A 21,282-nucleotide genomic window follows, 5' to 3' on the forward strand; every position below is an offset into this window, starting at 1 on the left:
CATGACCTCCAAGATCGTTTCCATGGCGGATGCCGCCGCCCGCATTCAGGACGATGCGGTCATCACCGTTTCCTCTTCCTCCGGTCTCGGGTGCCCGGACAAGATCCTTGAGGCCATCGGCGCAAGGTTCGACAGCGAAGGGCACCCGAGAAACCTCACGACGCTGCATCCCATTGCCGCCGGCGACATGTACGGCATCAAGGGGATCGACCACCTTGCCAAGGATGGTCTGCTGTCGACCATCATTGCAGGGTCCTACCCCTCCGGACCGTCCAACCTGCCGATGCCGGCGATCTGGCAGATGCTGGTGGAGAACCGGGTAGCTGCCTACAACGTGCCTTCCGGCATCCTGTTCGACATGCACAGGGATGTGGCAGCCCGCCGCCCGGGCGTCATGACCAAGGTCGGGCTGGATACCTTCGTCGACCCAATCCGTCAGGGCTGTGCCATGAACGATGTCGCGGCAGACCGGCCCATTGTGTCCCGGCTGGAGCTTGGCGGCGAAACCTGGCTGCATTTTCCGAACATCGTGCCGGATGTCGCGATCATTCGGGCAACGACTGCGGATGAACGCGGCAACCTCACCTACGAACACGAAGGCGCCTATCTCGGCGGCCTGGAGCAGGCAATTGCCGTGCGCAATCACGGCGGCCTGGTGATTGCACAGGTGAAGCGCGTGACGGCCTCGGGCTCGCTGCGTCCGCACGATGTTCGTGTGCCCGGTCATCTGGTCGACCTCATCGTTGTCGATCCTGACCAGCGCCAGACCACGGAAACCGGATACGACCCGGCGATCTCGGGCGAGATCATGCGGCCGTGGTCCAGCTTCTCGCTTGCCGAGCACGGCATCGAGAAGGTTGTCGCTCGCCGGGCGGCAATGGAACTCAAGTCCGGCCAGACGGCAAACCTCGGCTTCGGCATTTCGGCCATGGTGCCACGCGTGTTGCTGGAAGCCGGTCAGGAACAGGCCGTCACCTGGGCGATCGAGCAAGGTGCGACCGGCGGCATGCCGCTGACGGGTTTTGCTTTCGGCTGCGCTTCAAACGCCGATGCTTACATGCCGTCGCCGCAGCAGTTTACCTACTTCCAGGGCGGCGGCTTCGATGTCTCCTTCCTGTCCTTCCTGGAGATCGATCTGGATGGCAATGTCAATGTCTCCAAGCTCGGCAAGAAGCCCTATCTGACCGCAGGTTGTGGAGGGTTTGTCGACATCACTGCGAACGCGCGCAAGATCGTGTTCTCGGGTCTTTTCGAGGCGGGTGCCGATCTGGAGTTGACGGAAGACGCGCTGAAGGTGCGGACGCCGGGCAAGTTCACCAAGATGGTGGACGAGGTCGAGCATGTCACTTTCTCCGGCCGCAGGGCAAAGGAACTCGGCCAGGACGTCATCTATGTGACCGAGCGCTGCGTTATCCATCTGACCGATGCAGGCCTGGTGGCAACGGAGATCATGCCTGGCATCGATCCGGCACGTGACATCGTCGATGCTTCCAAGGGCCGGGTGCGGCTCGCAAACGATCTGGTCGAGATGCCGAAAGCGCTTCTGTCCAGAGGTGCGATGGAGCTGAGCCTGTGAGCGCGCTGCATCTCATCCGTCATGGGGCAATCGCCGAGCTGAAGCTGGACAATCCGGCCAAGCTGAATGCGTTCACGCTCGACATGCTGAAGGCGGTTGAGCCCTTTTGCGATGAGCTGGAGCGCGATGCGTCGATCCTTGCGGTGGTGATTACAGCGCAGGAGAGCAAGGCCTTTTGTGCCGGCGCGGACATTCTCGAATGGTCCGAGCTGTCACCTTACGACTTTGCCCGCCACTGGGTGCGTGAAGGGCATCGGGTTTTTGACCGGCTGGCGCGGCTTTCCAAGCCGACGGTAGCTGCGCTTGGCGCGCACGCCTTTGGTGGCGGACTGGAGTTTGCAGCGACCGCCGATATCCGCGTGATGGCGCCAAGGGCGACGCTGGCGCTGCCGGAAGCATCCGTCGGCATCGTACCGGGCTGGTCCGGCACGCAGCGGCTGATCCGCCTTCTGGGGGAGCCGATGGTGAAGGAAATGGCCCTGTTCGGCCGGCGCATTTCCGCAGAGCGTGCCTATGCGGCGGGCTTTGCAGCCGAGATATCCGACGATCCGGCTTCTGCTGCGTTCGAAATGGCCGAGAAGCTGGCCGACAAATCGTCCAGGGCCGTGGAAGTGGCCAAATACATGATCCATGCCGCAGTGGGTGAAGATCGCAGTGCCATGATCGAGGCGCTCGGCTCCGGCATGATCAGTCCGACAGAAGATCGCAACGAGGGCGTTACCGCCTTCCGTGAAAAGCGCAAACCGAATTTCCTGGAAGTTAAGTCATGAGTGACCTGAACGTCGTTTCCATCAGCGAAGCAAAACTCCCGGCCGAACCCTTCGTCGCCCGTCACCTGATCGATGGCGACTGGCGTCAGAGCGCTGACGGGTCCACCTTCGATCGTGTGTCGCCGTCCCATGGCAGCGTCGTCACGAAGGCAGCGAAGGGCGGTGCCCGTGATGTTGACGCGGCAGTTTCCGCCGCGCGGCTTGCTTTCGACAAGGGGCGCTGGTCGCGCACCAGCGGCAAGGAGCGGGCAGCGCTACTCTTGAAGATTGCCGATCTGATCGACCGGGAACGGGAGCGGATCGCTTATTGGGAAACGCTGGAATCCGGCAAGCCGATCAGCCAGGCCATGGCGGAGATCGAAGGCGCGTCCGATATCTGGCGCTTTGCCGCTTCGCTGGCGCGCACCATGCACGGCGAAAGCTACAACTCGCTCGGCAGCGACATGCTCGGCCTGGTTCTCAAGGAGCCGGTCGGTGTCGTTTCCATCATTACACCGTGGAACTTTCCGTTCCTGATCGTGTCGCAAAAACTGCCCTTCGCGCTGGCCGCCGGCTGCACTGCGGTTATCAAACCTTCCGAAATGACCCCGGCAACGACTGTCATTCTGGGTGAACTGTGCATCGAAGCCGGTATTCCGGCCGGGGTCGTCAACATCGTCCTTGGCTATGGCGATCCGGTTGGAACGGCGATGACCGCCGACAAGCGGGTCGACATGGTCACCTTCACCGGTTCGACCGGCGTCGGCAAAGCCATCGTCAAGGCGGCGGCCGGAACCTTGAAGAAGGTCTCGCTGGAACTTGGCGGCAAGAACCCGCAGGTCATCTTCCCGGATGCCGACCTCGAAAGCGCCGTCGATGCGGTTGTCTTCGGCGTCTATTTCAATGCCGGCGAATGCTGCAACTCGGGATCCCGGATCATTGTGCACGAAGACATCGCCGAGGCGTTCCTGAAGGCGACAGTGGACCTGTCGCGGAAGGTGCCCTTCGGCGATCCTCTGGACCCATCGACCAAGGTCGGCGCGATCATCACGCCCGACCACCAGAGCAAAATCGACAAATATGTGCGCGATGCCGCGGACGCCGGAGCGACTGTCCACCTGGGCGGGGAAGCTCTCAAGGTTCCCGGCCTTGCCGGACAGTTCTACCAGCCGACGATCGTTGCGGATGTGAAAAGCGACATGCCGATCGCCCGCGAAGAAGTGTTCGGGCCGGTGCTTTCGGTGCTGACTTTCAAGACGCTGGATGAGGCGATCGATCTCGTCAACGATGCCGACTACGGTCTGTCCGCCGGTGTGTGGAGCGAGAATGTTCACACCTGTCTGGAATTCGCCCGCCGGGCGCATGCGGGCACGGTGTGGACCAACACCTGGATGGATGGATTTGCGGAACTGCCCTTTGGCGGCGTGAAAGAAAGCGGCCAGGGCAGGGAACTTGGCAAATACGGACTGGACGAGTTCCTGGAAGCCAAGACCGTGACCATGCGCATCGGCAAGACCCGGGCACCCTGGGTGGCGTGATGAGCAGGCTAGTCCGAAATCGAGAAAGCGCCTTCGGGCTTCAGGAGGATCTGCATATCCTCCATGGGGGCGCCGTCGATCCTCGCGAGAAGAACCTTGGCCATGGCTCTGCCGGTGGCGCGCAGGTCCTCGTCGATGGTCTCGATTCTCGGGCGGAAATGATTGGAAATGGGCGAGGCGCGCTTGGCGACGACGTCGATTTCCATACCGGGTGTCAGGCCGATGTCGTTGAGATAGGCCAGGGTCACCAGGGCCATGACCTCACCAACGCAGACATAACCGTCGGGCGCGTTGGGGCCGGCATGGAGCGAGCGCAGGGTTGCTGCGATCTCGTCGGGCTCGCTGTCGAGGTCAACGCGATCGGGAACCGTCAATTGAACACCATGGGAAATGGCTGCCTGGCGGGCGCCGAACCGCAGGTGCTGACCGAAGGTGTAACGTTCGTTCGGCATGACCATGCAAATGTGTTTGCGCCCCTTTGCAACCAGACGCTCCACGGCCATGCGGGCGAAAACCTCGTTGTCGAAGTCGACGTAAGGGTGGGGTGTGGTGAAGTCCGTCCGGCCATGGGTGGCAAAGGGGAAGTCGTGCTCCAGCAGGTAGCGGACCCGCTCGTCAAAGCATTCGGTGCGGGTAAAGACAATGGCGTCTGCCAGCGAGTGCCTGCGGATGTTGCGGATTGCCTCAAGCCGGTCGTCGGCAAGGCCGTCTGCGGTGATAGTGATCGCGTAGCCGGTCCCGGCAAGGCCTTCGGACATGCCGCCGAGAAACTCGGATGTGAAGCTGAGAAACTCGTGCCGTGTATTCAGGAGAAGGCTGATGACCTTGGTGCGGCCGGTGCGCAGGCGCTGTGCCGCGCGGTTTGGAACGTAGCCGAGACGGCGGGCGACTTCGGAAACGCGTTCGCGCGTCGTTTCCGCGATCCTGGGGTCTCCGGCAAGGGCGCGGGAAACCGTGGTCACCGCGAAGCCTGCCTCCTGCGCCACCGTGCGCAAGGTGGGACGCGGCAGCTTTTCGGCGGCGCGACCGCTGTTGGTTTCAAAGGTTTTTCGCGTCATGCCCGTTCACTTCAGCCGAAGCCTTCTAGCTCAAAAAGCAAGCCAAGTCTAATCAGGGCTTTTAAAACGTTACAACACAATAATGTGCTGCACTGCAGCACCGAAACATCCGCCTTAATAGTATGTAAGACAAACGAAACTCTTTGTTTTTCGGGAGTGATGAAAATCGTTGACACCACTCCGGTTTGCAACGTTACAATAAACGTTGCGTGACACTCGATTGCCGGGCTCCGGCACTCGAAACGCCTTTAGGCACCTTATGGGAGGAATATCGATGTCTTTGAAATCTCTGAAGCTGGGCCTCGCCGCCCTTGCAATGAGCACAAGCCTGGCGTCTGCCGCCGATGTTGAAGTTCTGCACTGGTGGACTTCCGGCGGTGAAGCTGCTGCTCTTAACGTTCTGAAGCAGGACCTGGAAAGCCAGGGCATCGGCTGGCAGGACATGCCGGTTGCAGGTGGCGGCGGCACCCAGGCCATGACCGTGCTGCGCGCACGCGTTACCTCCGGCAACCCGCCCACCGCCGTACAGATGCTCGGCTTCGACATCACCGACTGGGCCAAGGAAGGCGCTCTTGCCGACCTGAACATCCTGGCCGGCATGGAAGGCTGGGACGACGTGGTTCCGGAAGCCCTGCAGAAATTCTCCAAGTATGACGGCAAGTGGGTCTCCGCTCCGGTGAACGTCCACTCCACCAACTGGGTCTGGGCGAACAAGGCCATCCTCGACGAGCTTGGTATCGAGCCGCCGCAGAACTGGGACGAATTCGTTGCCGCTCTGGAAAAGGTCAAGGCATCCGGCAAGACCGCGATCGCGCACGGCGGTCAGGCCTGGCAGGACGCGACCATCTTCGACGCTGTCGTGATGGCGACCGGTGGTCCCGAGTTCTATCAGAAGGCCTTCATCGACCTGGACGAGGAAGCGCTCGGCTCCGACACCATGAAGGAATCGTTCGACCGCATGGCCGTGATCCGCTCCTATGTGGATGACAACTTCTCCGGCCGTGACTGGAACCTTGCGACCGCCATGGTCATCAATGGCGATGCAGCCTTCCAGATGATGGGCGACTGGGCGAAGGGTGAATTCCTGAATGCCGGCAAGAAGCCGGATGAAGACTTCCTCTGCTTCCGTTTCCCGGGCACCCAGGACCAGGTGACCTTCAACGCCGACCAGTTCGCGATGTTCGCGCAGGGTCCGGAAGTCGGCAAGGAGCAGGCTGCACTTGCAACCGCTATCCTGTCACCGAGCTTCCAGTCCGCGTTCAACGTCGTCAAAGGCTCCGTTCCGGCCCGGACCGACGTGCCGAACGATGACTTTGACGTCTGCGGCAAGAAGGGCATGGTGGATCTGAAAAAGGCTGCCGACAGCGGCAACCTCTACGGCTCCATGGCGCATGGTCACGCCAACCCGGCTGCCGTCAAGAACGCCATGTATGACGTGATCACGGCGCATTTCAACGGGGAATACGACAGCGAAACCGCTGTTGCAGAACTCGTTACCGCCGTTCAGATCAACAAGTAACGACCGCGCGGAGAGCGGTGATCCCTCACCGCTCTCCCACCGGTTCGGCGGACCGTCTCGCGGTTGCAAGCGACCGCCTGGAGCCGGCCGGAACCAAAGTCTCAGAGCTGCCGCGCGCGTTCGCTGGAACGCCGGCAAAAGTGCTCTAGGTCGGGGAACTCAAGATGTCTCTCTCTGAAACGGCGAACCCGCGCGGTTCCGTTGTTGACAGACTGCGTGATGCTTTGCCCAAACTCGTGCTCAGCCCGACGATCGCCATCGTGGCAATCTTCGTTTACGGCTTCATCGCCTTCACGCTTTACCTGTCTTTCACGGACAGCCGTATTCTGCCCACCTTCGGCTGGGTCGGCTGGCAGAATTATGAAAACCTCTTCAAGATCCGTGCGTGGGATACGGCCGTTTGGAACCTTGTGGTTTTCGGCGTTCTCTACATCACCATCTGCTGCGTTCTGGGTCTGCTGCTGGCGATTTTTCTCGACCAGAAGATCCGCGCAGAAGGCTTCATCCGCACGATCTACCTCTATCCGATGGCGCTCAGCTTCATCGTGACCGGAATTGCCTGGAAATGGTTCCTCGACCCGGGCATCGGTATCGAGGCCGTCGTGCGTGGCTGGGGCTGGGAAACCTTTACCTTCAACTGGATCAAGGACCGGGATTTCGCGATCTATACCATCGTGATCGCGGCGGTCTGGCAGACCTCGGGCTTCGTCATGGCGATGTTCCTTGCGGGCCTGCGCGGTATCGACAGCGAGATGATGAAGGCTGCCCAGATCGACGGCGCTTCCACCTTCGCGCTTTATCGCCGGATCGTGATCCCGCAGCTTCGTCCTGCTTTCATGTCGGCCTTCGTGGTGCTCGCCCACATGGCGATCAAGTCCTACGACCTGGTGATCGCCCTGACAGGCGGCGGACCGGGCACCGCGACCGAAGTGCCGGCAACCTTCATGTATTCCTACACATTCACCCGAAACCAGATGGGCATCGGTGCCGCTTCCGCCGTGATCATGCTGATGACGATCGCCGCGATCATCGTGCCCTACCTCTGGTCAGAGCTCAGGGAGAAAAAGTGATGTCGACGATGTCCAAGTCTTCCTCCCTGCGTCCGGCCCGGGTGATCCTGTATCTGCTGCTCGCGCTGTTCTGCATCTACTACCTGCTGCCGCTGTACGTGATGGTGGTCAACTCGCTGAAGCCGCTGACCGAAATCACTTCGGGCGGGATGATGGCGCTGCCGCAGGAGTGGACCATCGCTCCCTGGCAAAGCGCCTGGTCGAGTGCCCAGGTGGGCGTTGAGGCAACGGGTCTGCGGCCCTATTTCCTCAACTCCATCATCATGGTTGTTCCGGCGGTTGCCCTGTCGACGCTGGTCGGCGCGCTGAACGGTTACGTTCTGACCAAATGGACGTTCCGCGGTGCGACCATCCTGTTCGGCCTGCTGCTGTTCGGCTGCTTCATTCCGTTCCAGATGGTGCTGATCCCGATGGCCCGGATGCTGGGTCTGATGGGCATCGCCGGCACGGTGCCGGGGCTGATCTTCGTACACTTCGTCTACGGGATCGGCTTCTCGACGCTGTATTTCCGCAACTACTACGCGGCCTTCCCGACCGAGCTTGTCCGGGCGGCGCAGATCGACGGTGCCGGTTTCTTCCGGATCTTCTGGCGCATCCTGTTGCCATCGTCCGGTCCGATCGCGGTGGTCTGCATCATCTGGCAGTTTACCAACATCTGGAATGACTTCCTGTTCGGTGCGTCCTTCTCCGATTTCGACAGCCAGCCGATGACCGTTGCCCTCAACAACCTGGTGCAATCCTCCACCGGGGTGAAGGAATACAACGTGCATTTCGCCGGCGCGATCATGGCCGCGCTGCCAACCCTTCTCGTCTACATCGTCGCGGGCCGCTACTTCGTGCGTGGTCTGATGGCAGGCTCAGTAAAAGGATAAGACAATGGGCTTTCTCGACATCAAGCAGGCGACCAAGTCTTATGGATCCTTGCGGGTTCTGCATGAAACCGACATCTCCATCGAAGAGGGCGAGTTCCTCGTACTCGTCGGCCCGTCCGGCTGCGGCAAGTCCACCCTGCTCAACATGATCGCGGGCCTGGAGGACATCACCTCCGGCGAGATCGCGATCAAGGGCAAGAGCATGAACGGCGTCAAGCCGGCGGACCGCAACATCGCGATGGTGTTCCAGTCCTACGCGCTTTACCCGAACATGACCGTTGCCGGGAACATCTCCTTCGGTATGGAAATGCATGGCATTGCGAAGCCGGAACGCGAAAAGCGGATCGGCCAGGTGGCCGATCTCCTTCAGATCAGCCATCTGCTCGACCGCAAGCCGGGCCAGCTTTCCGGTGGTCAGCGCCAGCGTGTCGCCATGGGGCGTGCACTGGTGCGCGAGCCGGACGTGTTCCTGTTCGACGAGCCGCTGTCCAACCTGGATGCAAAGCTGCGCGTCGACATGCGCACGGAAATCAAGAAGCTGCACCAGAAGCTCGGCACGACAATCGTCTATGTGACCCATGACCAGATCGAGGCGCTGACGCTGTCGACCCGGATCGCTGTCATGTTTGGCGGCTATGTCCAGCAACTGGGCACGCCGAAAGAGATCTACGACAATCCGGCCAACATGTTCGTGGCGGGCTTCATGGGATCGCCTTCCATGAACCTGTTCCCGGCCAAGGTGGTCTCGGCGGACGGCAGGCCGGCTGCGGAGGTCTCGCTGGCAGACGGCAAGACGGCAGCCATTCCGTTTGCCTCCGACGCGCTCTCTTCGAGCATCGGCAAGGACATCATCCTCGGCATTCGGCCGGAAGCCATTACCGACAAGGATGGTGCCGACCGCAATTCCAAGGCGGTTCACATCGTCGATGCTCCGGTGGAAGTCACCGAGCCAGCAGGGTCCGACACGTTCGTCGTCAGCCAGATTGGCGGCAAGGACGTGACCGGCCGTTTCCGTGCCGACGTTGCCGTGAAGGCGGGGGAAGTGTTTCCGTTTGCCTTCAACATGGAAAAGGCGGTCGCTTTCGACCCGAAGACCGAAAACCGGATCGCCTGACCCATGAATACAGCGCCCGACATTGTGATCATCGGCAGCGGCATGGGGGGAGCTTCCCTTGCCGCGGGCCTTGCTCCGACCGGGGCCAAGATCACGATTCTGGAACGGGGATACCGGATACCGGACGATGCTCCGGCCCGGGACCCCTGGCGCATCTATACCAACAGCGCCTTCCGGGCGCCGGAAACCTGGCTCGATGGACAGGGTAATCCGTTCGAGCCGGGCAACTACTACAATGTCGGTGGCAACTCCAAGCTCTACGGTGCGGTGCTGATCCGTTACCGGGAAGAGGACTTCAGCGCGCTGGAGCATTATGACGGTGTTTCACCTGCCTGGCCGATTGCCTATGACGAGCTGTCGCCCTGGTATGACGCCGCCGAACAGCTTTTCCAGGTTCGGGGCGATACCGCCTCCGATCCGACTGAACCGCCGCACGGCAGGCCTTATCCGTTTCCGCCTATCCCGGACGAGGAAGCCATCCGGATTGCCCGGCGGCGCCTTGAGCAGGCGGGCGTTCGTCCGTTCAGCCTGCCGCTGGGGGTTGATATCGACCGCTGGCTGGATGCCGGGCACACCGGCTGGGACGGTTACCCCGACCTCAGATGCGGCAAGATGGATGCGGAAACCTGTGCGCTGGAAACCGCAATGGCCCATGACAACGTCACCCTTGTTACCGGCGCCGAAGTCACCGCGCTGCGGACGGGCTACAAGTCCGGCCGTATCGATGAAGTCCACTACAGCAAGGACGGTGAAGAGATCTGCCTGACACCGGGGGTCGTTGCCCTGTGTGCGGGTGCCGTCCAGTCCGCAGCGCTCTTGTTGCGGTCCGGCGTTGCCAACCTCTCGGACTATGTCGGCCGTTGTTTCATGAACCACAATGCGACGGCGATGATCGCCATCGATCCGCGGTTCCGGAATACTTCCGTCTATCAAAAGACCTTCGGCCTGAATGACTGGTATCTCGATGACGGCGAAGACGGCAAGCCATTGGGCAACGTCCAGCTGCTGGGGCGGGTAACGCCGGATATCCTGAAGATCCAGGTGCCTCGGCTGCCTAAATTCGCCGCCCGCTGGATCTCCGGCCATGCGCTCGATCTCTATCTGATTTCCGAGGATCTGCCCGATCCTGAAAGCCGGGTTGTCCTGAAGGACGGCAAGATCCAGCTCATCTGGCAGCGGTCCAACATGACGGCGCACAGGAAGCTGGTCGAGAAGACCCGCAAGACCCTGCGCGAGGCAGGTTTCCCGCTGGTGCTGTCGCGGTTGTTCGACGGCAGGGTGCCCTCGCATCAATGCGGCACGGTGCGCATGGGCGATGATCCGGCTAACTCCGTGCTCAATCCGGACTGCCGGTCCTGGGATCATCCGAACCTGTTTGTGGCCGATGCGGGAGCGCTGCCAACCTCGGCTGCCGTCAATCCGGCCCTCACGGTCGCGGCATTGGCACTGCGCGCCGCCGAAACGATCAAGAAGGATCTGGCGGCATGAACAGGATCGCACTTGTCACCGGTGGCCAGCGCGGCATCGGTCTCGGCATTTCGAGGGCTCTCGCGGAGGCCGGTTACACGGTTGCCATCGCCGCTCAGGAAGAAGCCGACGCGCCGGAGGTGACCGAAGCCCTGAACAACCTGGGTGGCAAGGGCCGCTATTTCCGGCATGACCTTCTGGACATCGACCATTGCAAGACGCTGCTCGACCGGGTGGAGGCGGATCTCGGGCCGGTGACGGCTTTTGTTTCCAACGCGGGCGTTCCGGCCAAAATCCGGGGTGACATGCTGGATCTGGCGCCGGACAGTTTCGACTTCGTCATGGGTGTCAACCTGCGCGGGGCTTTCTTCCTGGCGCAGGAAGTGGCGAGACGCATGCTGGATCAGCCGTCCGACAGCTATCGCTCGATGAGTTTCATCACCTCCGTAAGTGCGGAGATGGTGTCAATCGAAAGGGCGGAATACTGCCTGTCGAAAGCAGGTGCCGCCATGATGGCGGAGCTCTTCGCCGTCCGGCTTGCGCCGCATGGCATCGGTGTCTTCGAGCTAAGGCCAGGCATCATCGAAACCGGCATGACCGCCGGAGTGAAAGACAAATACACGGCCCGGATCGAAGGCGGTCTGGTGCCTGCTGCCAGGTGGGGGCAGCCCGCCGATATCGGCTCAATCATCGTGCCGATTGCCGATGGCCAAATGGCCTTTGCAACCGGTTCGACCTTCGCGGTGGACGGCGGACTGTCGATCCCCCGGCTTTAGAGCGAGTTGTTCTGAGAGACTTCAGATGAATACAGGCTACGACTTCATCATCATCGGTGGTGGCAGCGCCGGCTCGGTTGTTGCCGCGCGTTTAACCGAGAATCCGGACATTTCCGTGCTGCTGCTGGAAGCAGGCGGGCGCGACTGGCATCCGTTCTATCACCTGCCTGCCGGCTTTGCGAAAATGACCAAGGGCATCGGCTCCTGGGGCTGGCACACGGTGCCGCAAAAGCACATGCAGAACCGGGTGTTCCGCTATACCCAGGCCAAGGTGATCGGTGGCGGTTCGGCCATCAATGCGCAGATCTATACCCGCGGCAACGCGCTGGATTATGACGAGTGGCGTCAGATGGGCTGCGAGGGCTGGGGGTATGAAGACGTTCTGCCCTACTACCGCAAGGCCGAGGACAACGACACCTACGACAACCGCTACCATGGCAAGGGCGGCCCGCTCGGCGTTTCCAGGCCCTGTGCCCCGTTGCCGATCTGCGAAGCCTATTTCGAAGCCGCTGCTGCGCTTGGCATTCCGAAAAACGAGGATGTGACAGGCGAGAAGCAGGACGGCGTTGCCTACTACCAGCTGACACAGCGCAATGCCCGCCGGTCTTCCTCGGCCATGGCGTATCTGGCGCCCAACAAGGGCAGGCCCAATCTCCACATCAAGACCGGTGCCCAGGTGCGCCGTATCGTGGTGGAAGGCGGCAAGGCGACCGGTGTCGAACTCATTGACGGCACGCGCCTGACGGCGAGCTCGGAAGTCATTCTGTCGTCCGGCTCCATCGGCTCGCCCCGTCTGCTTCAGCTTTCCGGCATCGGTCCCGCGGACGAACTCAGAAAGCTCGGTATCGATATCGCCTATGACCAGCCTGAGGTCGGTTCCAACCTGCAGGACCATCTGGACCTCTACTGCATTTGCGAAGTCAGCGGCCCGCACACCTACGACCGCTATGCCAAGCCGCATCTGTCGGTGCTGGCCGGCCTGCAGTATCTGCTCACCCGGCGCGGGCCGGTGTCCTCCAGCCTGTTCGAGACGGGCGGGTTCTGGTACGCGAACCCCGATGCGCGCTCGCCCGACCTGCAATTCCATCTGGGTCTGGGCACGGGGATCGAATCCGGCGTTGCCGCCATGCCGGATGGCGGCGTGACGCTCAACTCCTGTTACCTGCGTCCGCGCTCAAGGGGCAGCGTGCGCCTGAAGAGTTCCAATCCCGCAGATGCGCCGTTGATCGACCCGAATTACCTGCAGGACAGCCAAGACCGGGAAATGTCGATCCGGGGCCTGAAGCTGACGCAGGAAATTCTCGCGCAAGCGCCGCTGAAGCCCTTTATCAAGGCCGAGCACTTGCCGGGGCCAGGAGTGAAGACCGACGAAGACTACTTCCGCTTCATCTGCGAACACTCCAAGACCTCCCATCACCCGACAGGTACCTGCCGCATGGGCTCCGACGACAAGGCCGTGGTCGATCCGCGCCTGAGGTTCAACGGTGTTGAGGGGCTTCGCGTGGTCGATGCTTCCATCATGCCGACGGTCGTTTCCTCCAACACCAATGCCGCGGCCATCATGATCGGCGAGAAAGCCTCCGACATGATCCGCCAAGATCACGGGGCGCTGTCATGATCCGCCATATCGTTCTCATCAAGTTTCAGCCGGATGTTGCCGAAGAGCTGATCGAAAGCCTGTTTCAGGAACTCAGAAGTATCCGCAATCAGGTGTCCGGCATCGGCGCGATCGTTTCGGGCCGCAGCGAAAGCCCTGAACAGATCGAACGGGGCTACATGCACGGGTTCACCGTCGATTTCGAAAGCTCGGAGGCACTGGAAGCCTACCAGACCCATCCGGACCACAAGGCGCTCGGCGCCAAGCTGGTCGCCAATGCCATCGGCGGGATCGACGGCATTCTCGTCCTCGATATTCCCGTCTCGGCCTGACCGGCCGCCAAGTTTCCGGAGCGTATCATGCTGACCCTGCCCACCTACGAAAATCGTCTGGAACCCTACAGCCTCATCGGAGAAGCCCTGACCCCGCGTGCCCCGCGCGTGCCGCTGACCCGCACCGCTTTTGCCGCGGCGCATGTGGTGTCCGATCCGCTGCGCGAGCGCGATCCGTGGGTTGGTTCTCCGGCAGTCGATTGGGAAAATACGCTGAAATTCCGGCACTGGCTGTGGGATCAGGGGCTGGGACTGGCCGAGGCCATGGACACCGCGCAGCGCGGCATGGGCGTTGACTGGGCAACGGCGAAGGAACTCATCGAACGCACCATGAAAGAGGCGAAGGCGCATCCGCTGAAGCCGCGTGTTGCCTGCGGGGCAGGCACCGATCAGGTGCCGCTGGAAAATCTCAAGACGAACGACGACATCGTTGCGGCCTATACGGTCCAGCTGGAGGCCATCGAGGCGGCAGGCGGGCAGGCGATCCTGATGGCATCGCGGGCGCTTCCCGCCATCGGGGCGGGGCCGGACGATTACGCCGACGTCTATGGCCGGCTGATCCGTCAGGCGCGGGAGCCGATCATCCTGCACTGGCTGGGCGACATGTTCGATCCGGACCTGACGGGATATTGGGGGTCTAAGGATGTCTCGGCGGCGTCCGACGCTGTCCTCGCCATCATCGAAAGCCATGCAGCCAAGGTCGACGGCATCAAGATCTCCTTGCTCGACCAGGCACACGAAGAAGCCTTCCGTGCGCGCTTGCCTGAAGGCGTGCGGCTTTATACAGGCGATGACTTCAACTATGCGGATCTGATCGCCGGCGACGGCAAGCACTATTCGCATGCTCTGCTGGGGGCCTTTGCGGCGATTGCCCCCGTGGCGAGCCAGGCGCTTGAGGCATTGGCGGAAGGGGATATGGATACCTATCACCAGCTCTTCGCGCCGACCGTTCCTCTCAGCCGGGAAATCTTCAAGGCTCCGACCCGCTTCTACAAGGCCGGAATCGCGTTTCTTGCCTGGCTGAACGATGCCCAGAGCCACTTCATCATGCCGGCCGGTTTTCAGTCTTCGCGTGAGATTGCCCATTATGCAGAGGTCTTCCGGCTTGCGGATCAGGCGCGTTTGTTGTCAAAGCCGGAGATCGCCGAGGAGCGCATGGGGCTGCTCCTGAAACTGCACGGGATCGGATAGACCTTTCATGAAGAAGCGGCCGACAATTCTGGATGTTGCAAGGCAGGCGGGTGTTTCGAAATCGACCGTCTCGCTGGTGCTCCAGAATTCGTCGCTGGTAAAGCAGTCGACCCGGGAAGAGGTGGCCAGGGCAATTGATGAGCTTGGTTATGTCTACAACCGCTCGGCAGCCGGCTTGCGCGGCGCTGCATCCGGTCTCATCGGCCTGATCATCAATGACCTGCGCAACCCCTTCTTCACCGAATTTGCCGCCAGTGCGCAGATGACCTTTGCCAGCAAGGGATACTCGACCGTCATCGCCAACACGGATGAAGACCCGGAAATCCAGGCCCAGGTGATCGACAGCATGATCGAGCATGGCGTGTCGGCCTTCGTCATCTCGCCGACCTATGGCGGCGACGAAAGCCCCTTCGAACGGATCGAGCGGGCCGGAATTCCCACCATGCAGGTGCTGCGTCAGCTGGACGAGCGCACGGACCTGTTTCCCTTCGCTTCGCATGACTACGCCTTTGGAGGCGAAGCCGCGACACGGCACCTGATCGATACGGGATGTCAGAAGATCGCCTTTGCCGGTGGTCTGGCGGATCGTCCGATTACCTTGGAGCGCATGTCCGGCTATCGAAGCGTGATGCAGGCGAACGGCCTTGCGCCGACCATTTTTCACGGACGGCCATCGAGGCAGTTCGGCCGTGAAATCGCGTTGAAGATCCTGCAGGAACACGAAGGCCTGGAAGCGGCGATCTGTTTCAGCGATCTGGTTGCGCTTGGCATGCTGAGCGGCTTTGCCGAGCTTGGCATCAAGGTTGGTCAGGATTTCAGGATCATCGGCTTCGACGATATCGAGGAATGCTCGCTGGCCTTTCCCAGGCTCAGCTCGGTGCGCTGCGATACCGCGCTGTTCGGCCGCAATGCTGCCGAAGCGATGCTGGCCTGGATTGTCGATGGCGTCAGGCCACCCGACACGAAACATTATCCGGTCGAGCTCATTAAACGGCAATCGACCCTGGGACTCGATGCATGACAGATTGTTCGCGTGAGGCCCTATTGCGGCGTCTGTTCGAGACGGCCGTTGCAGCGGCTGACCCGATGAAGTGCGTTCCCGCATTCCTGCCGGAACGGATAAAGGGTCGGACGGTCGTGATCGGTGCCGGCAAGGCGTCGGCACGCATGGCCGAAGCGGTTGAAGCAGCCTGGGGGGCTTCAGAGGGACTGGTCATCACCCGCGACGGCTATTCCCGGCCCTGCCAGGGGATCGAAATCGTCGAGGCATCGCATCCGGTGCCGGACGGGCGTGGGCTTCAGGCAACACAACGCCTTCTCGGTCTGTTGTCTTCGCTTGAAGAAGCGGATCACGTGATCGCGCTGATTTCAGGCGGGGCGTCGGCGCTGCTGGAGGCACCGGCCGGAGATATTTCGCTGGCTGACCTACAGGCCTTGAATGAAGCCCTGCTGGCGTCAGGTGCGCCAATCACCGACATGAACACAGTCCGCAAGCACGTCAGCCTGGTCAAGGGTGGCCAGCTTGCAGCGGCAGCCTATCCTGCCCGGATGACGACGTTGATCATTTCCGATGTTGCCGGTGACGATCCGGCCTTCATTGCCTCGGGCCCGACGGTCGGCGATCAGACGACGCCAGCGGACGCGCGCGCGGTTATCGAACGCTTCAGCATGTCTGTGCCGGCATCTGTTCTCGCTGTGCTGGACGGCGCCACCGGAGTGCTGCCGCCGGAAGATGAAAGAGTGTCGAGGGTGGAAAACCGCATCATCGCGGCACCGTCCCTTTCGCTGGAAGCAGCGGCAAGCCTGGCAGCCGACGAAGGTGTGGAAGTTGAAATCCTGGGGGACGCCATTGAAGGCGAGGCGCGCGAAGTGGCTGCACAGCAGGCAAGACTCGCGATCGAACGCCAGCAGGCGATGAAACCGGGTGGGCGGCCCGTCCTGCTTCTGTCCGGCGGTGAATGCACGGTGACGCGGCGCGGCAAGGGCTGTGGTGGGCCGAATGCGGAATTTGCCCTTGCGCTCGCGATCGCACTCAAGGGAGCTAACGGTCTTTACGGGATTGCCTGTGACACAGACGGTGTCGACGGGGCGGCGGATGTCGCAGGGGCGGTTGTTGGCCCAGACACTCTTGAGCGTGCAGAGGCGCTTGGCCTCGAACCGGTCGCCATGCTCGGCGACAATGACAGCCACAGTTTCTTCGCGGCTCTTGGCGATCAGGTGGTGCCGGGGCCAACCCTCACCAACGTTAACGATTTCCGTGCAATTCTCATCGAAAGCCCAATGACATGAATGAGCTGGAGACGCTTCTCCAACGGGCGCAGGCCCTGATTTTCGATTGTGATGGCACGCTGGTGCAAACACCAACGCTCTATGCCGGTGCCTGGCAGGACGCGTTCAGGGCCGCCGGTCATCATATGGAGCCGGACTGGTACCACGCCCGGGCGGGAATGTCGGAACATGTGCTTCTTGATGACTATGAAGCCGAGCACGGAGTTACGGTGGATCGCCCATTGGCCGTTCGGGAGATGCGCACGGCAGTATTGGCCCGGATCGGTGAAGTCGGCGAGATCGAGGTAATAAGCGCCATTGCGCGGAGGTTTCGCGGCAAGTTGCCGATGGCGGTCGCCTCTGGTGGACCGCAGGAAGTGGTGCTGGCGTCCTTGAAGGAGACGGGACTGCTGCCGTTGTTCGATACGGTTGTCACGATAGATGACGTTGCCCATGCCAAACCGGCGCCGGATCTCTTCCTGGAGGCCGCTTCCCGGCTCGGTGTCGCAGCCGAACAATGCCTCGTGTTCGAGGACAGTCATCAGGGGCTTGAGGCAGCGCGCAACGCAGGAATGCCGGTTGTCGATGTGAACCGGCTGATCGGATAACGCCGCGAAGCTGATTGCCACTTGTGCCGTTCAGTTCCGGTCAATTGACTGACGCATTGTGTCCTCCTGATCTGCCCCAAGATGCCTGAGCTTTTCCGGGTTGCGGGTCACATAGACGGCGATGATCCTGCCGTCCCGGACCTGCAATGCGGTGGTCTGGACAATGCCGCCATCTTCCTCGGTTACAAATCCGGGCAGTCCGTCAATGTCAGCAAACCGGATCAGTCGTGACGGAACCTTTCTGAAATAGCGGGCGAGTGCCGCAAAGAGGATCATGGACCGTTCGTGCCCGAATGTCGGGGCTGATGTGGCAGGCACCTTGCCGCCGCCGTCGGCGTAGACGACGATGTCTTCGGCCAGCAAGGATTGGAGTTTTTCCATGTCGCCGCTGCGCGATGCTTCGTAGAAGGCGGTCGCCAGCTTCCTGCCCTGTTCCGGCGTGGCGGAAAAGCGTGGTCTTGCTTCTTGCAGCCTTGCCCTGGCGCGACTGGCGAGCTTGCGGCAGGCAGCCGGTTCCCGGTTGATTGCGGTCGAAATTTCCTCGAAACCCATGCTGAAAACGTCATGCAGCAGAAAGGCGGCCCTTTCGAGCGGTGACAGCCGCTCCAGAGCCACCATCACGGGCAACGTGATGTCGTCGGCGGCTTCGGCATCTGATGTTGTCAGCAGGGGCTCTGGAAGCCAGGGTCCAACATAGGACATGCGGCGACGGCGTGCGGATTTCAGTTCATTGAGGCAGAGCCGTGTGACGATGGTCTTCAGGAAGGCGGCAGGCTCGCGCACCTTTTCCCTGTCGGTGGCAAGCCAGCGCAGCCAGGCTTCCTGAACCACGTCTTCCGCGTCGGAGACTGATCCCAGCATGCGGTAGGCGATGCGGGTTAGTCGCCTGCGCAAAGCGGTGTCGTCTTCAGGGGCCGGTGTATCCGTCATGATCACAACAGCCTATCACGTCAACGCCGGTTCGGGCCGTGCTTGCACCCGTCCGGCTGCAAACTGCAAGGCCGTTTTCGCCACACGCCTGCCCAGATGGCGGGCGGTTGCCAGATCCGCGGCCGGGGGAGCTGTCTGTGGCCCTTCGTCGGTGTTCGACTGTGCCGCGGCCCCGAGCCAGAAGCCGAGCCGGTTGAGATCGTCTTCCGTTCCTTGCGAGGAACAATTGGCTGGCGGCAGGTCCAGGCTGACCCAGTGCATGCCGTGCTGGGCTGCAAACAGGGCCAACTGGATGAGCACCGCCAGCTTGTCGCCGGAACGCGAACCGGAATTGGTGAAGCCGGCTGCAATCTTGTCCCGCCAGAGATAGCCCTTCGACATGATTTCCTGCGAGCTGGCTTCCTGAAAGGTCTTGAAGGCGGCGGAGGCTGCGCCGACGTAGGTTGGTGTGCCGAAGATGATTGCGCTGGCCGCATTGAGTTCGTTCCAGCGGGTGCTGGCTTCATCCGCTGTCAGAAGCAGTGCGCGTGCACCATCGACATCCTCTATGCCCTGCCTGACAGCCGCTGCCTGACGTTCTGTGTGACCGTACCCGCTGTGAAAAACGACGGCGACGTCAATCAATTGCCGGTCGTTCGCAAGCTTGGTCTGAAGCCCTGCTGCTGCATTCCCATTGTCCATCATCATTTTCGTCTCCTGCGCACACCTGGTGTTCGCAGGTAATGACAAGACAGCGGCGCTGGATGTGACATGCCGGACGGGATTTTTGAAGAAATGAGCTATTCTGCCGACTGAAAACGAGAAAACCCCGCCGGAGCGGGGTTTTCGGACATTCGAAACGCAATGAAGCTTACTTGATCGGAGCCAGAACCATAACCATCTGGCGGCCTTCGAGCTTCGGTGCGGATTCAACCTTGGCGATTTCGTTGGTTTCCTCACGGACCTTGTTGAGCAGGTTCATGCCCAGGTCCTGGTGGGCCATTTCGCGGCCCCGGAAACGGAGTGTGACCTTCACCTTGTCGCCTTCGCCAAAGAACCGCAACATGCTCTTCATCTTCACCTCGTAGTCGTGGGTGTCGATGTTCGGACGCATCTTGATCTCCTTGATCTCGACGGTCTTCTGTTTCTTGCGGGCTTCTGCTGCTTTCTTCTGAGCCTGGTACTTGTACCGGCCATAGTCCAGGATCTTGCAGACAGGCGGATTTGCGTTCGGCTGGATTTCAACAAGATCCAACCCGGCATCCATGGCGATGCCCATCGCCTCTTCTGTCGGGATGACGCCACGGTTGGCGCCTTCATGATCAATCAACTGGACTTCGCGAACGCGAATTTCGTGGTTTGTGCGCGGGCCTTCCTTCGTAGGAGGCGGGGCGCGGAACGGACGGCGAATGGTCGCAAACTCCTCTTTCGTTTAAACGTGGCGCTAGGGCTTTGATATGCTCCATGCACAAAAATCCTCGGAACGCTGGTACCAAGGTGCTGAGATGGATATGGCCTAACGCCATCCCCCAACGTCTTGCGAAACCGGCAAAAAGTCAAGCGAAAACACCGTTTTCGACATGCCGGGTCACATTTTCAGGGGCTAAGGCTCCGGCTGGCCTGGTCATGGCCAGTCGGGCCACTGCCGGTTCTGGAAGGTTGCAATCCGACCGGCAGATGGTCAAGTAAGCAGTCAGCTCGCGCATATCAAGGAAGGACAGCGGTTTGGACGGCGGGAAATTCATGTTGCAGCTTCTCAGGATCGCGTTCGGTTTCATCTTCGCGGTGCTGGCGTGCGGCCTGTTCCTTGCCTGGGGCTTTTTCCGGGCCGGGCATCCCGAAGCCGATCCGATTGCCTTTGCAACCATGGTCGGAAGCGGTCTCGTGGGTGCAAGTGTGGTCGGTGCCACGGCCCTGGCCCCGGCTGCCGTTGCAATCGTTCTGGCCGAAGCTGCACGGCTGCGCAGTTTCCTGTTTCACGTCGGTGCCGCCGGGGTGATCGCCTTTGCGGTCTGGACACTTGGAGCCGAAGCCGCGGACAGTGCCTTCCGGCCGGGAAGTGCGGTTGCGCTGGCGGCCGGATTTATCGGCGGTGAAATTTACTGGCTGATTGCCGGGAGAACGTCAGGCTGCTGGCACGGAACCAAAGCGGCCGGTCAAGTGACGCACAAGCCGGCACAAGACGATCAGCCCGGACGCGACCACCTCTAGAAAGGCGGTCAGATTTCGCCGTCCTTCAAGGCATCCTTTGCAGCCTGGTAGTGATCCGGTCGCATGTGGCTGCGGATCATCGCGAGGGCGGCCAGAAGCACGGTCGCGTCATCGCCGAAGCCGATGCCGATCAGAAAGTCTGGAATTACATCCAAAGGCAGCACGAAATACGCCAGCGATGCGAGGACGGTGGCCCGCACCTTGCTGGGTGTCGCGGGATCGAGCGCGCAGAAATAGCCGGCGACGACATCTTCCATGAACGGCACCTGACGCGCGGCCTTGCGGACCGTCGTCATCAATTTCTGACGGATCGTCCTCTTCTGCTCTTCCTCCGGGCCGAGGATCTCGGGGTCAAAGCCAAGGTCTTCAAAGGTGGTGTTCATGGGGCCGCCTGTGCTTGTGTTCGCCTTTAGAGATAGGTTTTCTT

At 61.1% G+C, this 21,282-nt stretch carries 21 protein-coding genes; 16 read left to right on the forward strand and 5 right to left on the reverse strand.

Going from position 1 to position 21,282, the window contains the following annotated elements:
• The first annotated feature begins 1 nt into the window (after position 1).
• The 3 genes from FIV05_RS09190 to FIV05_RS09200 are packed head-to-tail and all read left to right on the forward strand — an operon-like array spanning position 2 to position 3,863.
• The gene (locus tag FIV05_RS09190; protein ID WP_152509351.1) at positions 2-1,576 is read left to right on the forward strand and encodes a CoA-transferase; all 1,575 of its coding nucleotides are present in this window, start codon (positions 2-4) and stop codon (positions 1,574-1,576) included.
• On the forward strand, positions 1,573-2,346 hold the full coding sequence (locus FIV05_RS09195) for an enoyl-CoA hydratase/isomerase family protein (RefSeq protein ID WP_152509352.1): 774 nt from the start codon (positions 1,573-1,575) through the stop codon (positions 2,344-2,346). Before FIV05_RS09190 ends, FIV05_RS09195 begins: the two co-directional genes overlap by 4 nt.
• Positions 2,343-3,863: an aldehyde dehydrogenase family protein gene (locus tag FIV05_RS09200; RefSeq protein ID WP_209009916.1), complete on the forward strand. Its 1,521-nt coding sequence runs from the start codon at positions 2,343-2,345 to the stop codon at positions 3,861-3,863. Before FIV05_RS09195 ends, FIV05_RS09200 begins: the two co-directional genes overlap by 4 nt.
• 8 nt (positions 3,864-3,871) lie before the next feature.
• On the opposite strand, the gene FIV05_RS09205 is transcribed toward FIV05_RS09200, so the two are convergent.
• Positions 3,872-4,921, reverse strand: coding sequence for a substrate-binding domain-containing protein (locus FIV05_RS09205; protein ID WP_152509353.1), 1,050 nt, complete (start codon positions 4,919-4,921; stop codon positions 3,872-3,874).
• A 316-nt stretch (positions 4,922-5,237) separates the two neighbouring features.
• Here FIV05_RS09205 and FIV05_RS09210 point away from each other — a divergent pair, with 316 nt between their 5' ends.
• The 12 genes from FIV05_RS09210 to FIV05_RS09265 all read left to right on the forward strand — a co-directional run bounded on the left by FIV05_RS09210 (position 5,238) and on the right by FIV05_RS09265 (position 17,735).
• Entirely contained in the window at positions 5,238-6,440 is a 1,203-nt protein-coding gene (locus FIV05_RS09210; protein WP_286202305.1) for an ABC transporter substrate-binding protein, read from the forward strand.
• Positions 6,441-6,604: 164 nt separating this feature from the next.
• Positions 6,605-7,510, forward strand: a complete 906-nt coding sequence (locus FIV05_RS09215) for a sugar ABC transporter permease (protein ID WP_152509355.1) — start codon at positions 6,605-6,607, stop codon at positions 7,508-7,510.
• On the forward strand, positions 7,510-8,382 hold the full coding sequence (locus FIV05_RS09220) for a carbohydrate ABC transporter permease (protein ID WP_023002938.1): 873 nt from the start codon (positions 7,510-7,512) through the stop codon (positions 8,380-8,382). Before FIV05_RS09215 ends, FIV05_RS09220 begins: the two co-directional genes overlap by 1 nt.
• 4 nt (positions 8,383-8,386) lie before the next feature.
• Positions 8,387-9,496, forward strand: a complete 1,110-nt coding sequence (gene ugpC, locus FIV05_RS09225) for a sn-glycerol-3-phosphate ABC transporter ATP-binding protein UgpC (RefSeq protein ID WP_023002939.1) — start codon at positions 8,387-8,389, stop codon at positions 9,494-9,496.
• A gap of 3 nt (positions 9,497-9,499) precedes the next feature.
• Positions 9,500-10,984, forward strand: a complete 1,485-nt coding sequence (locus FIV05_RS09230; protein ID WP_152509356.1) for a GMC family oxidoreductase — start codon at positions 9,500-9,502, stop codon at positions 10,982-10,984.
• Complete coding sequence (locus FIV05_RS09235; RefSeq protein WP_152509357.1) at positions 10,981-11,739, forward strand: 3-ketoacyl-ACP reductase; 759 nt, start codon at positions 10,981-10,983, stop codon at positions 11,737-11,739. Before FIV05_RS09230 ends, FIV05_RS09235 begins: the two co-directional genes overlap by 4 nt.
• A 25-nt stretch (positions 11,740-11,764) precedes the next feature.
• Positions 11,765-13,357, forward strand: coding sequence for a GMC family oxidoreductase N-terminal domain-containing protein (locus tag FIV05_RS09240; RefSeq protein ID WP_152509358.1), 1,593 nt, complete (start codon positions 11,765-11,767; stop codon positions 13,355-13,357).
• Complete coding sequence (locus tag FIV05_RS09245) at positions 13,354-13,668, forward strand: Dabb family protein (RefSeq protein WP_152509359.1); 315 nt, start codon at positions 13,354-13,356, stop codon at positions 13,666-13,668. Before FIV05_RS09240 ends, FIV05_RS09245 begins: the two co-directional genes overlap by 4 nt.
• Before the next feature lie 27 nt (positions 13,669-13,695).
• Positions 13,696-14,859 carry a dihydrodipicolinate synthase family protein gene (locus FIV05_RS09250; RefSeq protein WP_152509360.1) on the forward strand — a complete coding sequence of 388 codons (1,164 nt, stop codon included), beginning with the start codon at positions 13,696-13,698 and terminating at the stop codon, positions 14,857-14,859.
• A 7-nt stretch (positions 14,860-14,866) separates the two neighbouring features.
• On the forward strand, positions 14,867-15,880 hold the full coding sequence (locus FIV05_RS09255) for a LacI family DNA-binding transcriptional regulator (protein ID WP_023002945.1): 1,014 nt from the start codon (positions 14,867-14,869) through the stop codon (positions 15,878-15,880).
• Complete coding sequence (locus FIV05_RS09260; RefSeq protein ID WP_152509361.1) at positions 15,877-17,148, forward strand: glycerate kinase; 1,272 nt, start codon at positions 15,877-15,879, stop codon at positions 17,146-17,148. The genes FIV05_RS09255 and FIV05_RS09260 overlap by 4 nt, the downstream gene beginning before the upstream one ends.
• On the forward strand, positions 17,145-17,735 hold the full coding sequence (locus tag FIV05_RS09265) for an HAD family phosphatase (RefSeq protein WP_152509362.1): 591 nt from the start codon (positions 17,145-17,147) through the stop codon (positions 17,733-17,735). Before FIV05_RS09260 ends, FIV05_RS09265 begins: the two co-directional genes overlap by 4 nt.
• Positions 17,736-17,765: 30 nt before the next feature.
• On the opposite strand, the gene FIV05_RS09270 is transcribed toward FIV05_RS09265, so the two are convergent.
• The 3 genes from FIV05_RS09270 to infC all read right to left on the reverse strand — a co-directional run bounded on the left by FIV05_RS09270 (position 17,766) and on the right by infC (position 20,055).
• Positions 17,766-18,665, reverse strand: a complete 900-nt coding sequence (locus tag FIV05_RS09270; protein WP_152509363.1) for a sigma-70 family RNA polymerase sigma factor — start codon at positions 18,663-18,665, stop codon at positions 17,766-17,768.
• A 15-nt stretch (positions 18,666-18,680) separates the two neighbouring features.
• On the reverse strand, positions 18,681-19,346 hold the full coding sequence (locus tag FIV05_RS09275; protein ID WP_152511878.1) for a flavodoxin family protein: 666 nt from the start codon (positions 19,344-19,346) through the stop codon (positions 18,681-18,683).
• Between the two features lie 169 nt (positions 19,347-19,515).
• On the reverse strand, positions 19,516-20,055 hold the full coding sequence (infC, locus tag FIV05_RS09280) for a translation initiation factor IF-3 (RefSeq protein ID WP_075283347.1): 540 nt from the start codon (positions 20,053-20,055) through the stop codon (positions 19,516-19,518).
• Between the two features lie 332 nt (positions 20,056-20,387).
• Between infC and FIV05_RS09285 the strand changes: the two genes are divergently transcribed.
• On the forward strand, positions 20,388-20,855 hold the full coding sequence (locus FIV05_RS09285; protein ID WP_152509364.1) for a translation initiation factor IF-3: 468 nt from the start codon (positions 20,388-20,390) through the stop codon (positions 20,853-20,855).
• A gap of 8 nt (positions 20,856-20,863) precedes the next feature.
• Here FIV05_RS09285 and FIV05_RS09290 read toward each other — a convergent pair whose 3' ends face one another.
• Positions 20,864-21,238, reverse strand: a complete 375-nt coding sequence (locus FIV05_RS09290; RefSeq protein WP_152509365.1) for a YkvA family protein — start codon at positions 21,236-21,238, stop codon at positions 20,864-20,866.
• Between the last annotated feature and the right edge of the window lie 44 nt (positions 21,239-21,282).

Source organism: Labrenzia sp. THAF191a (genome assembly GCF_009363335.1).
Classification (GTDB): Bacteria; Pseudomonadota; Alphaproteobacteria; order Rhizobiales; family Stappiaceae; genus Roseibium; species Roseibium algicola.

Coding starts and splice junctions, on each gene's coding strand:
- FIV05_RS09220 (WP_023002938.1), top strand. CDS start 7,510: ATGTCGACGATGTCCAAGTCTTCCTCCCTGCGTCCGGCCCGGGTGATC.
- FIV05_RS09285 (WP_152509364.1), top strand. CDS start 20,388: ATGTTGCAGCTTCTCAGGATCGCGTTCGGTTTCATCTTCGCGGTGCTG.
- FIV05_RS09245 (WP_152509359.1), top strand. CDS start 13,354: ATGATCCGCCATATCGTTCTCATCAAGTTTCAGCCGGATGTTGCCGAA.
- FIV05_RS09215 (WP_152509355.1), top strand. CDS start 6,605: ATGTCTCTCTCTGAAACGGCGAACCCGCGCGGTTCCGTTGTTGACAGA.
- FIV05_RS09260 (WP_152509361.1), top strand. CDS start 15,877: ATGACAGATTGTTCGCGTGAGGCCCTATTGCGGCGTCTGTTCGAGACG.
- FIV05_RS09290 (WP_152509365.1), bottom strand. CDS start 21,238: ATGAACACCACCTTTGAAGACCTTGGCTTTGACCCCGAGATCCTCGGC.
- ugpC (WP_023002939.1), top strand. CDS start 8,387: ATGGGCTTTCTCGACATCAAGCAGGCGACCAAGTCTTATGGATCCTTG.
- FIV05_RS09265 (WP_152509362.1), top strand. CDS start 17,145: ATGAATGAGCTGGAGACGCTTCTCCAACGGGCGCAGGCCCTGATTTTC.
- FIV05_RS09230 (WP_152509356.1), top strand. CDS start 9,500: ATGAATACAGCGCCCGACATTGTGATCATCGGCAGCGGCATGGGGGGA.
- FIV05_RS09270 (WP_152509363.1), bottom strand. CDS start 18,665: ATGACGGATACACCGGCCCCTGAAGACGACACCGCTTTGCGCAGGCGA.
- FIV05_RS09205 (WP_152509353.1), bottom strand. CDS start 4,921: ATGACGCGAAAAACCTTTGAAACCAACAGCGGTCGCGCCGCCGAAAAG.
- FIV05_RS09275 (WP_152511878.1), bottom strand. CDS start 19,346: ATGGACAATGGGAATGCAGCAGCAGGGCTTCAGACCAAGCTTGCGAAC.
- FIV05_RS09255 (WP_023002945.1), top strand. CDS start 14,867: ATGAAGAAGCGGCCGACAATTCTGGATGTTGCAAGGCAGGCGGGTGTT.
- FIV05_RS09190 (WP_152509351.1), top strand. CDS start 2: ATGACCTCCAAGATCGTTTCCATGGCGGATGCCGCCGCCCGCATTCAG.
- FIV05_RS09235 (WP_152509357.1), top strand. CDS start 10,981: ATGAACAGGATCGCACTTGTCACCGGTGGCCAGCGCGGCATCGGTCTC.
- FIV05_RS09240 (WP_152509358.1), top strand. CDS start 11,765: ATGAATACAGGCTACGACTTCATCATCATCGGTGGTGGCAGCGCCGGC.
- FIV05_RS09210 (WP_286202305.1), top strand. CDS start 5,238: ATGAGCACAAGCCTGGCGTCTGCCGCCGATGTTGAAGTTCTGCACTGG.
- FIV05_RS09250 (WP_152509360.1), top strand. CDS start 13,696: ATGCTGACCCTGCCCACCTACGAAAATCGTCTGGAACCCTACAGCCTC.
- FIV05_RS09200 (WP_209009916.1), top strand. CDS start 2,343: ATGAGTGACCTGAACGTCGTTTCCATCAGCGAAGCAAAACTCCCGGCC.